Source organism: Geomesophilobacter sediminis (assembly GCF_016458275.1).
Taxonomy (GTDB): Bacteria; Desulfobacterota; Desulfuromonadia; order Geobacterales; family Geobacteraceae; genus Geomesophilobacter; species Geomesophilobacter sediminis.
Window position 1 is genome coordinate 220,807 of record NZ_JAEMHM010000006.1, and the last position, 14,339, is coordinate 235,145.

At 58.7% G+C, this 14,339-nt stretch carries 13 protein-coding genes; 3 read left to right on the forward strand and 10 right to left on the reverse strand.

The window, feature by feature from the left end; translation table 11 throughout:
* Positions 1-43: 43 nt before the first annotated feature.
* The 3 genes from fliD (at position 44) to JFN93_RS08965 (ending at position 2,298) form a co-directional block, all read left to right on the forward strand.
* The gene (fliD, locus tag JFN93_RS08955) at positions 44-1,429 is read left to right on the forward strand and encodes a flagellar filament capping protein FliD (RefSeq protein ID WP_199383717.1); all 1,386 of its coding nucleotides are present in this window, start codon (positions 44-46) and stop codon (positions 1,427-1,429) included.
* A 36-nt stretch (positions 1,430-1,465) separates the two neighbouring features.
* Positions 1,466-1,894 carry a flagellar export chaperone FliS gene (gene fliS, locus JFN93_RS08960; protein ID WP_199383718.1) on the forward strand — a complete coding sequence of 143 codons (429 nt, stop codon included), beginning with the start codon at positions 1,466-1,468 and terminating at the stop codon, positions 1,892-1,894.
* Positions 1,895-2,019: 125 nt separating this feature from the next.
* Positions 2,020-2,298: a flagellar protein FliT gene (locus JFN93_RS08965; protein WP_199383719.1), complete on the forward strand. Its 279-nt coding sequence runs from the start codon at positions 2,020-2,022 to the stop codon at positions 2,296-2,298.
* A gap of 791 nt (positions 2,299-3,089) precedes the next feature.
* Here the strand turns inward: JFN93_RS08965 and JFN93_RS08970 are convergent.
* The 10 genes from JFN93_RS08970 to pseB are packed head-to-tail and all read right to left on the reverse strand — an operon-like array spanning position 3,090 to position 13,966.
* Complete coding sequence (locus JFN93_RS08970; protein WP_199383720.1) at positions 3,090-5,612, reverse strand: 6-hydroxymethylpterin diphosphokinase MptE-like protein; 2,523 nt, start codon at positions 5,610-5,612, stop codon at positions 3,090-3,092.
* Between the two features lie 30 nt (positions 5,613-5,642).
* The gene (gene pseI / locus JFN93_RS08975) at positions 5,643-6,692 is read right to left on the reverse strand and encodes a pseudaminic acid synthase (protein ID WP_199383721.1); all 1,050 of its coding nucleotides are present in this window, start codon (positions 6,690-6,692) and stop codon (positions 5,643-5,645) included.
* Between the two features lie 13 nt (positions 6,693-6,705).
* Positions 6,706-7,416: a WbqC family protein gene (locus JFN93_RS08980; RefSeq protein WP_199383722.1), complete on the reverse strand. Its 711-nt coding sequence runs from the start codon at positions 7,414-7,416 to the stop codon at positions 6,706-6,708.
* Entirely contained in the window at positions 7,413-7,967 is a 555-nt protein-coding gene (locus tag JFN93_RS08985) for a GNAT family N-acetyltransferase (RefSeq protein ID WP_199383723.1), read from the reverse strand. The genes JFN93_RS08980 and JFN93_RS08985 overlap by 4 nt, the downstream gene beginning before the upstream one ends.
* 12 nt (positions 7,968-7,979) lie before the next feature.
* Entirely contained in the window at positions 7,980-9,134 is a 1,155-nt protein-coding gene (locus JFN93_RS08990; protein ID WP_199383724.1) for a radical SAM protein, read from the reverse strand.
* Between the two features lie 18 nt (positions 9,135-9,152).
* On the reverse strand, positions 9,153-10,043 hold the full coding sequence (locus JFN93_RS08995; protein WP_199383725.1) for a class I SAM-dependent methyltransferase: 891 nt from the start codon (positions 10,041-10,043) through the stop codon (positions 9,153-9,155).
* Between the two features lie 8 nt (positions 10,044-10,051).
* Positions 10,052-11,101 carry a UDP-2,4-diacetamido-2,4,6-trideoxy-beta-L-altropyranose hydrolase gene (pseG, locus tag JFN93_RS09000; protein WP_199383726.1) on the reverse strand — a complete coding sequence of 350 codons (1,050 nt, stop codon included), beginning with the start codon at positions 11,099-11,101 and terminating at the stop codon, positions 10,052-10,054.
* Complete coding sequence (gene pseF / locus JFN93_RS09005; RefSeq protein ID WP_199383727.1) at positions 11,098-11,799, reverse strand: pseudaminic acid cytidylyltransferase; 702 nt, start codon at positions 11,797-11,799, stop codon at positions 11,098-11,100. Before pseF ends, pseG begins: the two co-directional genes overlap by 4 nt.
* Positions 11,796-12,950: a UDP-4-amino-4,6-dideoxy-N-acetyl-beta-L-altrosamine transaminase gene (gene pseC, locus JFN93_RS09010; RefSeq protein ID WP_199383728.1), complete on the reverse strand. Its 1,155-nt coding sequence runs from the start codon at positions 12,948-12,950 to the stop codon at positions 11,796-11,798. Before pseC ends, pseF begins: the two co-directional genes overlap by 4 nt.
* Complete coding sequence (gene pseB / locus JFN93_RS09015; RefSeq protein WP_199383729.1) at positions 12,947-13,966, reverse strand: UDP-N-acetylglucosamine 4,6-dehydratase (inverting); 1,020 nt, start codon at positions 13,964-13,966, stop codon at positions 12,947-12,949. Before pseB ends, pseC begins: the two co-directional genes overlap by 4 nt.
* Between the last annotated feature and the right edge of the window lie 373 nt (positions 13,967-14,339).

The window sequence follows — 14,339 nt, forward strand, 5'->3', positions numbered from 1 at the left end:
GAAAGGCACGCGCCTTGCAGCAGGAAGTAGATGGGAGGATCACATGTCATCAATAACCTTTAGCGGTCTGGCAACCGGCATCGACACCGCATCGATCATCTCCAAGCTGATGGACGTGGAGCGTGCGCCGGAAAAGGTGATGCAGCAACAGCAGTCAACCTACCAGTCCCAGTCGGATGCCTACTCCAAGCTGGAGACTGCGCTCAACAGTCTGCAGACCACCATGCAGGGTATGAACAGCCTCTCCGGTCTGAAGGCGATGACAACATCGGTCGGCGACAGTACGGTCGCCTCGGTCACCGCATCGAGCACCGCGGCGGCGGGGAGCCACACCCTGACTGTCAACACTTTGGCGCGTTCCCAGCGTCAGGTCTCCGTGGGGTACGCTGACGGCGCCACGTTCGGTACCGGAGCTTTTACCATCGACGACGGCTCGGGAAACGTCAAATCGGTAAACATCGACTCAAGCAACAACACCCTGCAAGGCATCGTATCGGCCATCAACAGCTCTGGGGCCAACGTCACCGCCTCCATTATCAATGACGGGTCTTCGACACCGAACCGGTTGGTGATTACCGGCAACGACACCAAGAACTACACTGTCGACTTCTCCGGCCTCGGCACCGGTCCCACGCTCCTCGACTCGAGTGACCCCAGCTACCAGGCCGGGGTTAACGCCTCCTTCACCCTGGACGGTGTCAGCATGACTAAAACCTCCAACACGGTGACCGATGCGCTGTCCGGCGTCACGCTGAACCTTCTCAAGGAGGGAACGACTACGAGCTTCAGCGTGGCGAACGACACCACCAGCGTGACCAATAAGATCAACGCCTTCGTAACCGCCTACAACACTGCCATTACCCAGATCAACGCACAGTCCACGTACAACAGTGACACGAAGACCGCTGGCGTACTCTCCGGCGACTCCACTTTGCGTACCATCCAAAACACGTTGCAAAACTTGCTTACTTCGACGGTCTCCGGCGTGAGCGGTCCTTACACTAACCTGGCGCAACTCGGCATCACCTCCGATAAGTCAGACGGCACCCTCTCCGTGGATTCCACCAAGCTTTCCGCCGCCCTGTCCAACAACTTTAACGGCGTAATGGACCTCTTTACCCACAACGTCGGCACCTTCGCCAACCATGCCACCAACGAATACGGCATTGCGGAGCAGTTCAACAAGGCCATCCAAGGTATGGTGGACACAGCGACTAACAATGGGCTACTGGAAACCAGAATTCAAGGGCTACAGAAGAGCATTTCGGGCATCGACGATCAGATCAGTTCTATGGAAGTCCGCATCTCCGCAATGCAACTCAACCTTCAGACTCAGTACAGCAACATGGAGAGCATCGTCAGCAGCCTGAAGAGTCAGGGGAGCTACCTCACCTCCGCGCTCAGTAGTTCCAGCAGTACCAGCGCTTAACCAATCACCGTGCCCTAAGGGCACTGGAGGATAGCAATGCCGGCCAACTTCAACCCCTACAAGCAGACCCAGATCACTACCGCCTCTCCGGAGAAACTCCTCCTCATGCTGTACGATGGCGCAATCAGCAACTGTCGCCAAGCTCAGGACCGGCTTTCCCGAAAGGACCTGGCTGGCAAAGGAGTCTACATCGGAAAGGCTCTTGCCATCGTCGGAGAGCTGCTGAGTACCCTCAATCATGAGGTTGGCGGGGACATTGCTGTAAACCTGGAGCGTCTCTACATGTACGTGATGGATGAACTGACGCGGGCGAACGTCGAGGGCCGGGCGAAATCGTTGGACGACGCAATGCAGGTGATGTCCACCCTCCGCGAGGCGTGGACTCAGGCGATCGAGCAACAGCGGAATGAGCGGTGCCTGGCGTCGGCGCCGGCACCGGTGGGCAGGATGGCTGCTGCGGGGTGATTGTGGACGAGACGAATCTTCCCTATCTCGTTGGACGCTGTAAGGAGGAGTACCTCCGGCTGCTGAATGCCGCCTCGGAACTCCTTCGCGACTTCGATGTCTACACCGAAGGAGGCCCAGGCGATTTGCTGGCTCGACGTCAGGAGATCGTCGCGTCTCTGCAGCGGATCGATGGCGCTCTGAAACGGCGCCAGACGCAAGCCGGAGATCAGCGGCTGTTAGAAGAGTTGACCGAGTTTCGCAAGGCGACCACGGAGCGGATCCTGGAACTTGACGCGATGGTAATGGCGCTGGCAAGGGAGCGACAGGCGACGATCCGGACCAAGCTTTCACGGGTTTCCAACAGTAAGAGTGCGGTATCCGCGTACACGGACCACGCTGGAGGGCGTCGGCACGCTCGGTAAGGAGAGCCTCGGCACGGAAGGCTGGTGAGAAGGAAGCAACAGAGACGGGCGGGATCGAAAGATCCCGCCCGTTTTTTTTATTGATAGAAAATGACGAATCGCTCTGGTGATTAAATTGTGGTTATTAACTGTTAAAAATTGACGTATCCCACTGCTGTCCAATGGTTGATTCATAAAAGAAGAGGCTCGAAGAGCTACTTGTGTCATATTGACTTCGCCAAAAGAGCAATTCAGGCAACCAACAATCACTACTGCACAAAAACTAGCACAGTGCATAATGTAAATTATTTCTATCGCGAAGTAACCTACTTCGAGCATAGAGTCACTAATTCAGAGCATGGAGTAACTTACATCATGCATGAAGTAAGTTATTCCATGCATGATGTAATATTTACCGAGTACGAAATGAGTGTTTTTATAATGAGCTGAAATGCATTGAACGTTGTGTTTGTTGGTTTTTAACTCTAAGCAAATTACTTACAGTACGAAGCGAATTATTTTTCGAGAAAGGTAAATTACTTCGAGCATGACATAACTTACTTAAAACGAACAAGGCATGTTATTTGCGAGAGGAAGCTTCAGCCTATCGAAGCCATGACAGCAGTGGGGCTGGAGGCATAAGTACGGACACCGGGAAAGATGGCGCTGTCTCGGTAAGTTGGTAAATCGGTCGATACGAATCGGCTAGTTTATTTCTCCTGATGAAACTGGAAAGGCGGCTCTCGAATACGAGGGCCGCCTTTTTTTGTAGACACGGTGAAGTTAAAAGCAGGGCTTACCAAGCACAAGCATCACGTGTTGATTGGAGCTGAAAGATTCAGTTCGTCAAGGAACCGCTGGGCGGCGCTGTTTTGCGGGTCCTTCGCCAGGATGCGCTGGAACAATTCGCGGGCCCCGTCGGTAATGCCGGCTTCCTGGCAGAACATCGCGAGCCTCATCATGGCGCTTGGGTCGTCCGGGACCATACCCAGATAGCGGTTATAGCAGTTGAACGCATCCTCGAAACGTCCGATGGCTTTAAGGAGGTCGCCATACGGCGGGAGATAGGCCGGCGAGATCCCGGAGAGGCAGTCCAGGGCAAGGATGGCGTTGTCAACGTCGCCGGCATTGAGGGAGAGCGACGCGATCTGCAGCAGCGCGTCTTCGGTTAGGGGGCTTCCTTCCTCGAGCAGGGGTTGGTAGTTATCCATCGCTTCGGTCGGATTTTCCCGGAGCTCGGCGATCAGCCCTCTGATGAAGTTTAGATAGGGACGTGCCTTTTCTGGGTCCGGATGTTTTGCCAACCCCTCCGCCATGTTTTGCAGGTCATCGAGCTTCTTTCGGCCGAAGAGAAGCTGGGCCTTCGAGCGGGTGTGCCGCACGTCGTGAATCTGCTCGAGTGTAATAACCTGCTCGGTCCGCTCTTCGGTCATCATCATTTCGAAGGCGTTTTCCAATTCCCGGGCGCGGTCTCGCTCCTCGCCCGACATGACGGCGTCTACCTCCGGATGCTTCTGGCGCAGGATGCGTAGCCGTCCGGGTTGCTCATCTTTCTCCCACTGGGTGAAAACAAGATCGAATTTAGGATGGCTCTTATCCTCTTCAATCCTTGCCGCGACCCGATCCAAGGTCTCGTCCATGAGTTTGATAAGAGTCTCGGTTCCCTCGATGTAGCTTTCGTAGTAGTCCCGCGTCGCTGTTTCGATTTGTTCGTCCGTCCAGTCGGCAGGCTCAGTCGGGGCTTTCAGGATGCGGAGAAATTTCTTCAGACCGAACTGCTTCACCAACAGAGTGAATTCAGCGTATCGCTGGTCCAGACGGCGTTCGATCTTGTCCATCCGGATCTTGTGCCGGAAGTCGCGCTCGCGGCCGTTGGTGCCGAAAAGTCCGTCCGCGCATTGGAGCGCCTCGCGGGAGAGGTTGAGGATCTCCTGAAAGGAACGGCGGGCCCGCGAGAGTTCCTTTTGCACCAGGCGGTAGTGGCTCAACCGGTTTTGAGAAGTTGGCTCGGGAACCATGCGGTTGATCAGCGCTGCGGGAGTTTCTTCGGCTGGAGCGACGACAAAATCGTCAATGGCGACGAAATCGATGAGGGGCACTTTGGCAGCGCTCTTGGCGCAGTTGTAGAGTTTATGGCCATGTGCCTGGGCGAGGCGCGCTTGGACGGTGAGTGCGCGGAGTGCTTCGGCGTATCCGGGGTTGGTATCAGCATGCCAGCCGCCATATGTTTCGATCCGCTTCGAAACCCGGCTCAGGTCGGGTCCCACCTTGTCTTCGTTGCTCCCGGCGGCGTGGGTCTGCCCTTGGGGGGTGAAGCAGAGATCGATGCCGGCGAGAATGATTTCGGAACAGCCGAGGTTCATCGCAATCGAGAGCGCAAAGTTACCGACGGTAGGGCCGGTATAGAGGAGGGTGTCAGCATTGAGCGGCGTTTTCCAAGGGAAAAGCGATGAGGTATACACGCTCCGACCATGCCACTGGCTCACTAGGAGCTGCGAAGCGTGGTGACTGTTGACGAGGAGCGGGCCGTCGCTTCCCCCGGGGAACCGGAGCAATTCGCGGCTGACTTCAAAGCTGATTCGCTGGGGGTCAACGGTTGCCACGATGTGGGGGACGATGCCGTGGGCAAGGAGGATCTTGCTGATGCGCGAGACGGCGATGATCACGACCCGGTCCCGATTTTCCCGCACCCACGGGAGGGCTTCGAGCAGCGAGGGCCCCCCCGCCAGCACAATGGCGGTTCTCCCGGCAAAAGCGCCGGCGAGGGTCTGGGCGAAGCCGATCTTATTGTCGGCCACGTTTTGAACTTGCCGGATGATAAACAGCTTGCAGTTGATCGAAGCCTGGATCATGTGCAGGCGCTTGTTGAGCTCCAGACCGAGATCCCAAGATATAACCTGGTAGTCGGGAAGGTAGGCGTCGCTCGAGGCGACCGAATTCTGAAGCCGGACCGCGTCCAGGAGGACGTATTCCTCGAACTGGAGCTGTGCCGCTTCCTCCTCCCATCGATCCACGGTGGTCACGACGATCTCTTCCGGCAGTCCAACGAGGGCTCCCCCCGCAGTGATAGTGGCCAGTACCTCGGGGAGTTCGACGAAGAGGTAGCGGGTCCCTATCGGGATCCCTTTTTTAGCCAGGTACTGCGGGAAGACGCCGGAATCGGTGCCGACGACCACGTAGAGCTGGTATTCGAGAAATAGGGAATCCCCGAACAGGGATTGGTAGAGCGACTCAGATCCCACTGAGTTGAAAGCCGAACGGTTAACCGCATAGAGGTAGCGGTCACCGAATCGGTTGACCATGAAGACTCCCAAGGGATTTTCGACGTTTTCCATGACACTCCTTTTGTACAACTCACTGCCCAGCTATTCGCTCAGCAACAGATCCCAATCAAGTGGTGTTCCTTTCTTGACGTCCCGTACTACCTTCTTGCCCAGAAACAGTTCCAGAAATTTCGGGGCAAGCCCTAGTCCAGGTCTGATCGCCCGGAGATTGTCAGCGCAGAAGGTATCCCCCTCGCACATATCCTGTATCACGTAGAGGGAGCGGCGGTACCTCAGCGAGGGAAGCTCCTTTTCGGTGGGGCCGTAGGCGACTTTTCCCAGCGACTGCCAGGCACGCAACGATTCCTCGACCAGGGACCTGGTCTCCTCCGGTTCCAGCGAGAAGGTGGAGTCGACCCCGCCGTCGGCGCGACGCAGGGTGAAATGCTTCTCGATAACCGTGGCCCCAAGGGCTACCGCCGCCACCGCAACCCCTACCCCCATCGAGTGGTCGGAAATGCCGACCTCGCAGTCGAACAGCTCACGCAGGTGGGGTATGGTCCGGATGTTGGTGTTCTCTGGCGTAGCGGGATAGGTGCTGGTGCACTTGAGGAGGATGATGTCGCGGCACCCGCCGGCTCGGGCGGTGCGGACGGTCTCGTCAAGTTCGGCTAGGGAGGCCATGCCGGTCGAGATAATCATCGGTTTTCCGGTGGCAGCTACCTTGCGGATGAGCGGCAGGTCCGTGTTCTCGTACGAGGCAATCTTGTAGCAGGGGACCTCCAGGGCCTCGAGAAACTCGACGGCGCTCTCGTCGAAGGGGGTGCTGAAGCAGATTAAGCCAAGTTCCCGGCAGCGCTCGAAGATCGGTCGGTGCCATTCCCAGGGGGTGTGGGCCTGCTGGTAAAGATCGTAGAGCGAGTTCCCCTTCCAGAGGTTATTGGGGTCGCTGATGAAGAACTCCCCCTCTTTCAGGTCAAGAGTCATGGTGTCGGCGGTATAGGTCTGCAGCTTCAGGGCGTGCGCCCCCGTTTTTGCCGCTGCCTCGACGATGTCCAGCGCCCGTTCCAGCGACTGGTTGTGATTGCCCGACATTTCGGCGATGACGAAGGGGGGATGGCTTGCGCCGATCTCGCGGTTGCCGATCTTCATAGTAGCTGCTCCTTTATGCGGAGAGGGCATCGGCGGCGCCTCGCACCAGCTTTCCCGCCGGACCAAAACCCAGATTTGCGACGACGTCTACGATCGAGAGGTAGGGTACGAACTCGGCGGCACCCCTTTGCGGGTAGGGGGACGGGTGGTAGTCGTGGTATGCCACGTCCACGGTAGTTCCGCTGAAAACCTGTTCCTCTTCGATATATTCCCTCGAGCCCCGCGCGCTCAGGTAGGTGGTGGCGCCGACTTCACGGCATAGCGCGAGAAGGTGCTCAGATTTCTTCCCATGTACTGCGAGGTCGCTGCTTCGCCTGAACGGAGTGGTGATTCCGAAACGACTGCAGAAAGCGCTGATGATGGTGATGTTGAGCTCGGCGAGCCCCGCCCCACAGCCGGCAAGTGCGTCGGTCACTGGGGCGATTGCCTCGGCACCGAAAGGATGCTTGCGGTAGGCGTGGGCCAACGTGTTAACGTGCTTTTCCCGCCACTGCTGTGAGTCATCCACCAGCACCTCCCAGATCAGCTGCTCCCTTTTTCCCTTGCACTGAACCGGGACCGAAAGAAAGTGTTCACTTCCCGAGAGCATGATCCGGTTTCGTTGCTGCCACGATCTTTTCGCGAACTGGACGTCGTCCAGAAAGATGAATAGATCAGCTTGGTGAATCATGTTGAAGTAGCCGGACCAGGGGAGATAGGTCGGCTGCATTATAGCAACCTTCATGGATTTCCTTTCGGGCAGAGGGCGCGCCAGCGGTCCGCCGGCAGCTCCATGTGCAGGATTTTGATGCTGCGGTCCCCCCATTCGAGGCAGCCGTCGCAGGGGGTGACCTGGAAACCCGACCTCTGGTAGAGCGCAACTGCCTTTTCGTTGAATTCCGCGACGTGCAGATAGATCAGCTCCAGGGAGAGCTCCCCGAACCCTTTCTCGATCAAGAGAGAGGTCGCGCTGTTGCCGATCCCCTTTCCGTGATGCTGATAGCTACCCAGGTAGATCCAGAGCTCCGCGCGCCGCCGGATCGGGTCGAGGTGCTTGAACCCGCAGTTCCCCACGTGGGTCCCCGCGAAGGTAATGGCGTAGAGGGCCTGGGTCTGGTCGGTCAACAGCTTGGCAAAATATTGCCGGTGCCCCTCTGGGGTGATCTCCCCCCTGAGGAGAAAATCGTGCCGCAACTGCGGGTTGGTCACCCAGTCATAGGTGGCATCGATGTGGCGTGGCTCGAAGGGAATCAGTTCAGTCCCTGCTCGCGTCGGCGTTTGCGGGGCCTCGATCATGGCGCATCCTCGTTACTGGTTCGAAACTATCTTAGGGGTAAACCTCTTGTTGTAGCCGGTCATGATCTTCCATTCGCTGCAAGGTCCGCACAGCGGATGCTTTAGCAGCTTCTCGCCACACTCCTTGTGCATGGCGACGAACTCCGCCCACTGCGGAGAGTCGAAAATCTCCTTGATGGAGCTCTGCGTGACGTTCCCCATTTTGGTGTAGCTCGCGTTGATGTCACAGATGCAGGGGACGACGTCGCCGTTTACGTAGATCATGGCGCGCCGCCACACTCCGCGCGGGCATACCAAACGGTCTCCCCCGTCGCCGTCGCCCAAAATGTGCTTCTCCACGTAGGCCGAGTTCTGTTTCAGCTGGCCCCCAAAATCCTCAAGTGACGAGGAGATGACGATATCGCAGGAGTCGATGTACTCCTTGACGAATTCCTCGAGCTTGTCGTGGGTTCCTTCCTGCTCGACGAACTGCAGCATGATGAACGGGGTCCTCTTAGTCCGGAACCGTTTGAGATTCTGCAGCGCCTTGATCGTCTGGGAAAGTTCGGCCCCCCCGGTTACGTTGCGATAGGTCTCGGCGTCCTGGGCATTGAAGGAAAGGACGAGATAGGTGAGGCTGGAATCCATGATCTTGCGGATCATCTTCTCGTCGAGCCGGCTCCCGTTGGTGGCGAGCTGAGTTGGGAACGGCGTGTCTAGCTTCCCGATGTAGTCGAGCATGAACCCGAAGTCGGGGTGCAGCGTTGACTCTCCGAGGCGGTACAGGTCGACCTTGTTCACCGCCGTTACCTTGGAGAACTCATGGATCTCATCGACGATCTTGCAAAAAAGCTCCCGGCTCATGAACTCCTTCTTCCGGGTCATCACCGACCGAGGACACATCTTGCACGAGAAGTTGCAGTGGTTAGTGAGCTCCAGCGAGAAGCGGTCCGGGAAAATCATGTCGTTGTTAATCACGGTCATGAACTGCCCGAAGACGCCGGGAAGCCCGAGCTTCCGGGAGGCGTAGTAGACCTCCGGCTTCTCCACGATCTCGCAATTGCTATTGAGGATCGCCATGCTGGTCTTCCCTGTTTCGGCCTGCTTCTTCATTTCCTGCTCAATCAGCTCTTGCGGGATCGTGGCAAGAGGGGGAGCGACGATGGCGTCAAAGTTGAAGTAAATCAAGGGGGACTCCTTTTTTCGTTACTTCTTGAAATAAGCGATTAGCTCGCGCCCGATGCCGAGCTCGAAGAAGCGGGCGTAAAGGTCCCGCTTCAGGTCCAGCTTTTCCGCATCCCTGAAGACGTACTCGAAGTTGACGCGCTGAGAATGGATCGATTTACCCACTGCCGGTTCCTCGACATAGTTCAGCCCCATCATGAGGTACATCTCAAGGGGGAACGTGACCGTCCCGCCGATGAAGGTGAAGCCGGCCTTGCCCACCAGTCGGAGCAGGCTCTCCCGGTCGAAGTAGTTGATGTGGTCGGGGTGCGATATCCAGTACGGGCGGAAGTTCCGGCTTTCCTGAAGCATCGTCTGCAGCGGGCTGAAATCGTTAGGGACCTTCACCTGAAGGATCCCGCCCTCTTCGAGCAAGTGGTCATAGATCTCACGGCAGACCGATTGCGGCTCGATCACGTGCTCCAGCACGTTGTTCAGCGTGACGACGGAGAAACGCTTCCCGGCGAAGAGTCGGTGGTCGAACTCCTGCTCGTGGATCGTTATGCCGTGCTGGCGCGCGAAATCGCTGATCCCGGAGAGGCTAGGCTCGACCCCGGTTACTTCCCATCCCGCATCGTGGCAGTACTTGAGGAAAAGCCCGCTGCCGCACCCAATGTCCAACAGACTCCTGGCGCCGGACCCGACGTGCCTGCCGATTTCCGCGAGGTACTCAGAGAAACAGAAGTTCAGGTAGTCGTTGTCGGCCAGCTGCTTCTCGTAGTAGTCGTCCTGCGTGGTGACGAAATACTGTTTCTTATAAAAGGAGGCGATGAACTCCTTGTCGGGGACCGGGAGTAGGTGGCGGTACCCGCACACCGTGCAGTCGATCACCCTCACGTCATCCTTGCTGCAGATGATTTCTCCTGAATGCATTTCGCACCTCATTGCAACGAAAGTAAGGCGAGTTGTTCAGCGCAGCGTTCGGCTCCCTTGCCGTCGACGAGCTCCATGGATTTCGTCGTAAAACCTCTGAGGAGGGGGGCGTCGGCCATTACCCGCTGAAGGAGCTCCGCCAGTTGCTTCTCCGTTAGCTCGCCTGCATGCCCCGCGTGAAGCAGTACTCCGCATCCCGCGAGATGGTTGATCGGCTCAATCTGGTTTGCCGCAGTGGTGATCACGACCGAAGGGAGGCCCAAGCAGCATCTTTCCCAGGTGGCAGATCCGGCGGTTCCGACAAAAAGATCCGCCTCACTCATCAGCTCCGCCATGTTTTCCACGTAGAAAAAGGTGCGTCCGGCTGGAAACTCCGCGACCAGTCTCCCGATCTCTTCCTTCAGGGGGGTGTGCCCTCCGACGACGACATCGACGGCCAAGGATTTACTGTTCCTTGCCAGCGCCCGCAGCGCCTTCGCTGTCTCGCCGGTCGTGTCGTTGCCGCCGAAATAGATCAGCACCCTCTTCACGCCTCCACCCCGCTCACGCAGGACGGCCCGCGCCGCAGCGAATTGTGGTCGCAAGAGGGCGAACCGGGGGCCTAGGAGGTTGACGCACCCCTTTGGGAGGTGTGGAAGGTAACGTGCCTCGGCGTTGGTAAAGAAGTTCTGGTCCAGCAGAAGGTCACAGTCGTGGTCGCGGTCGGCCAGGTCGTCGATCGCCATGATCCTTGCGGCGTTGCAACGCATGGCAGTTTCCCACCCTTGGCCCAGTCCGTAATGGTCGACGATCAGCCAGTCCAGCTTTTCAGCTGCCAAACGGGCCGACGTTTGCGCGGCGTCTTCCTCAAACGAAGGTGCCGCAGCGGCAAAATCCGGCAGGCGTATCGTCGGGTAACCGCAGTTTTCCACAACGTCACAGAGGTGGCCGGGGAACTCCCTGGAGATAAAACAAACAGTGGCTCCACCCGCACGAAGCACATCGGCAAGGGTCAGGGTGCGGATCACGTGCCCTGAGCCAATCTTGGCCGATGCATCGGCGCGCACCGCGACTTTCATAATGTTTCGGCTAACTGGCGCCATGCCCGGAACATCAGCTCCGCCCTTGTCCAGTCCTCAGGCGTGTCTATGTCTTGGACAAGGTGGCGTGGCAGGATCACCGGAACGGAGGCGGGAGAGAAAGCGACTGTGCCGTTCAGGAAAGCATCGGATCGTCCCCACAGAAATTGTCCGGCATCGTGGTAGGTCTCCTCCAGATCCTGTGAGCGGGTGAAGACGTGTTCAGGATAGAGCGGTTCCACCGTCCCGTCGGGACGAAGCCGGATCGCGCGCTGAACCGGGAACGCGAACGAAGTGACGGCAAAGGCGTAGCTCTTGCCGGTGGCGACCAGCTTCTCGTAACCTTCCTGCAAAAAGGAGGGCTGGAGGAACGGCGCAGTTGCATAGATGCAGCAGGCGTGGCTGATGGGAGTCCCCTGGGTCGCAAACCACTCGATCGCATGCTTTACCACATCGCTGGTCCCGGTGTGGTCGTCGGCCAGTTGTTTCGGGCGCAGGAAAGGGATGTCGGCTCCGAAAGACCTTGCCACCTCCGCTATTTCTTCATCATCGGTTGAGACCACGATACGATCGAACAGCCCGCACTCCCGTGCCGCCTCAATGGAGTAGCCGATGATCGGTTTGCCCGCGAAGGCTCTGATATTCTTGCGCGGAATCCGCTTGCTTCCGCCGCGGGCGGGTATCAGTGCCAAATTCATCGCACTACCTCCTTTACCGCCTTGATGACTTGGTCCTGCTCCTCGTAGGTGAGTGAGTAGTAGAGGGGGAGGGTGATCGCTTCGGCATAGTACGCTTCGGCCTGCGGGAAGTCACCTTCCCGGAAACCGAGCTCCCGGTAGTACGGCTGGGTGTGCACCGGGATGTAGTGCACGTTCACCAGGATGCCGCGGGCGCGCAGGGCCTCGAAAACCTCGCGGCGCCCCTTTCCCGGCCGCTGCGGCACTTTGATCACGTAGAGGTGGAACGCCGAGTAGCTGTCGGGGTGCTGCCAGGGAAGGGTCACCGGGAGCTCCCGAAGGGCGTCGTCGTAGCGCCGCACCAGCTCGTGGCGGCGTGCCACGAACTCGTCGAGACGGGTCATCTGGCTGGCGCCCAGGGCCGCCTGAAGGTCGGTCATGCGGTAGTTGAAGCCGAGCTCGATCTGCTCGTAGTACCAAGGTCCCTGGGATGCGCCGTGCATCAGGGAGGGATCTCGGGTGATGCCGTGGCTGCGCAGCCGGACCAGGCGCTCGTTGAGCTCGGCGCTTCTGGTAAGGACCATGCCTCCTTCGGCGGTGGTGACGATCTTGACCGGGTGGAAGCTGAAGACGGTCAGGTCGGAGTAACGGCAATTGCCGACCGGCTCACCCCGGTAGCGACCGCCGATGGCGTGGGAGGCATCCTCGATGACCTTGAACCCGTATTGCTTGGCCAACGCGTCGATCCCGGCCATGTCGCAGGACTGCCCGGCGAAGTGCACCGGGATCACCACCTTGGGGAGCTTTCCCGCCGCGGCGGCCTGCGCAAGCTTTTCCGCCAGCCGCTCCACGCTCATGTTGTAGGTGCGGGGATCGATGTCGACGAAATCGACCGAGGCGCCGCAGTAGCGGGCGCAGTTGGCCGAGGCGACGAAGGTGTTGGGAGAGGTCCAGAGGGTGTCCCCGGGGCCGAGTCCCAGGGCGAGACAGGCGATGTGCAACGCGGAGGTCGCGCTGTTGACCGCGACGGCGTGGGGGACCCCGCAGTAGGCCGCGACGCAGCTTTCGAACCGCTCCACCGCGGGCCCCTGGGTGAGCCAGTCCGATTGGAGGACTTCGGTCACTGCGGCCACGTCGGCGGCGGAGATGCTCTGCCTCCCGTACGGTATCACAGCAACTTCGCCTTGAAGCTGGGATCGACGTGCTCGACCATGAGCTGGCGCAGCTCATCGACGGTGAGCCACTGGTCGTTGGTGCCGCTGTTGTAGGCGAAGCCGGGCTTGCAGGGCGCGCCGTTGAAGGTGCGGGCGAATTCCTGGGCGTCCCACATCGGGATCGACGGGAGGATGACGAAGTGCTTCTCGAACTCGATGGAGCTGATGGCATCGGTGGCGGTGATCATCTCCTCGTGGAGTTTTTCGCCGGGGCGGATGCCGATGATCTCGTGCTTGCAGCCCGGCGCGATCGCTTCGGCGACGTCGGTGATCCGGTAGCTCGGGATCTTGGGGACGAAGATCTCGCCCCCCCACATCTGCTCCAGGGCGTGGAGCACGAGGTTGACGCCGTCGGTGAGGGTGATGTTGAAGCGGGTCATCCGCTCGTCGGTGATCGGGATCACCCCCTCGGAGCGCTTGTTGAGGAAGAAGGGGATGACGGAACCGCGGCTCCCCATGACGTTGCCGTAGCGGACCACGGCGTACTTGATGTCGCGCTTTCCCTTGAAGTTGTTGGCGGCGACGAAGAGCTTGTCGGAGCAGAGCTTGGTGGCGCCGTAGAGGTTGATCGGGGCGGCGGCCTTGTCGGTGCTGAGCGCCACCACCCTGCTGACCCCCTTGTCCATGGCCGCTTCGATGACGTTCTGGCCGCCCAGGATGTTGGTCTTGATCGCCTCGAACGGGTTGTATTCGCAGGCGGGAACCTGCTTCAACGCCGCGGCATGGACCACGACGTCGATTCCCTCCATGGCGCGGGTGATCCGGTCTCGGTCCCGGACGTCGCCGATGAAGTAGCGGATCTGGCGGAATTTATCGGGCGGGAACTGCTGAGCCATCTCGTGCTGCTTCAGTTCGTCCCGGGAAAATACTACGAGGCGGTGGACTTCCGGGTAGCGCTGCAGGATGAGTTCGACGAACTTCTTGCCAAACGAACCGGTCCCGCCGGTGACCAGAATCGACTTTCCTTTGAGCATCTGTCAGATACCTCCGAAATTGGACCGCAATGGGTCGGAATTCAGGGAAGCAACTGCCATGCCAAAGGCCGAAGGGGTTGAATATAGTGGAAAAACATCGATTTGAGGGGTGTTTGGGGGCGTCGGGGAACCAAGGGGGCGAGGAAATGCGGGAAGGGGTCAAAACTTTGAACGATAAAACTATGACAGAACCGGAGAGAATCAAACAATGAGGCCATGAGCCACTGAGCTCAATGAGGCAAGGCACATCCCGTGCGTGGGCCGCGTTGACAAACGAAACGCGACGGCTCCTGCACGACAAGACCCTGCGATCACGGAAAAAGGAGGGTGGTGGACCGCGGGCTGTCCGCCACTACGAGTTCGCATCACGAAA

Excerpts from the sequence above, each read along its gene's own strand:
- fliD (WP_199383717.1), top strand. The coding sequence starts at position 44 with ATGTCATCAATAACCTTTAGCGGTCTGGCAACCGGCATCGACACCGCA.
- fliS (WP_199383718.1), top strand. The coding sequence starts at position 1,466 with ATGCCGGCCAACTTCAACCCCTACAAGCAGACCCAGATCACTACCGCC.
- JFN93_RS08970 (WP_199383720.1), bottom strand. The coding sequence starts at position 5,612 with ATGGAAAACGTCGAAAATCCCTTGGGAGTCTTCATGGTCAACCGATTC.
- pseI (WP_199383721.1), bottom strand. The coding sequence starts at position 6,692 with ATGAAGATCGGCAACCGCGAGATCGGCGCAAGCCATCCCCCCTTCGTC.
- JFN93_RS08980 (WP_199383722.1), bottom strand. The coding sequence starts at position 7,416 with ATGAAGGTTGCTATAATGCAGCCGACCTATCTCCCCTGGTCCGGCTAC.
- JFN93_RS08985 (WP_199383723.1), bottom strand. The coding sequence starts at position 7,967 with ATGATCGAGGCCCCGCAAACGCCGACGCGAGCAGGGACTGAACTGATT.
- JFN93_RS08995 (WP_199383725.1), bottom strand. The coding sequence starts at position 10,043 with ATGCATTCAGGAGAAATCATCTGCAGCAAGGATGACGTGAGGGTGATC.
- pseG (WP_199383726.1), bottom strand. The coding sequence starts at position 11,101 with ATGAAAGTCGCGGTGCGCGCCGATGCATCGGCCAAGATTGGCTCAGGG.
- pseF (WP_199383727.1), bottom strand. The coding sequence starts at position 11,799 with ATGAATTTGGCACTGATACCCGCCCGCGGCGGAAGCAAGCGGATTCCG.
- pseB (WP_199383729.1), bottom strand. The coding sequence starts at position 13,966 with ATGCTCAAAGGAAAGTCGATTCTGGTCACCGGCGGGACCGGTTCGTTT.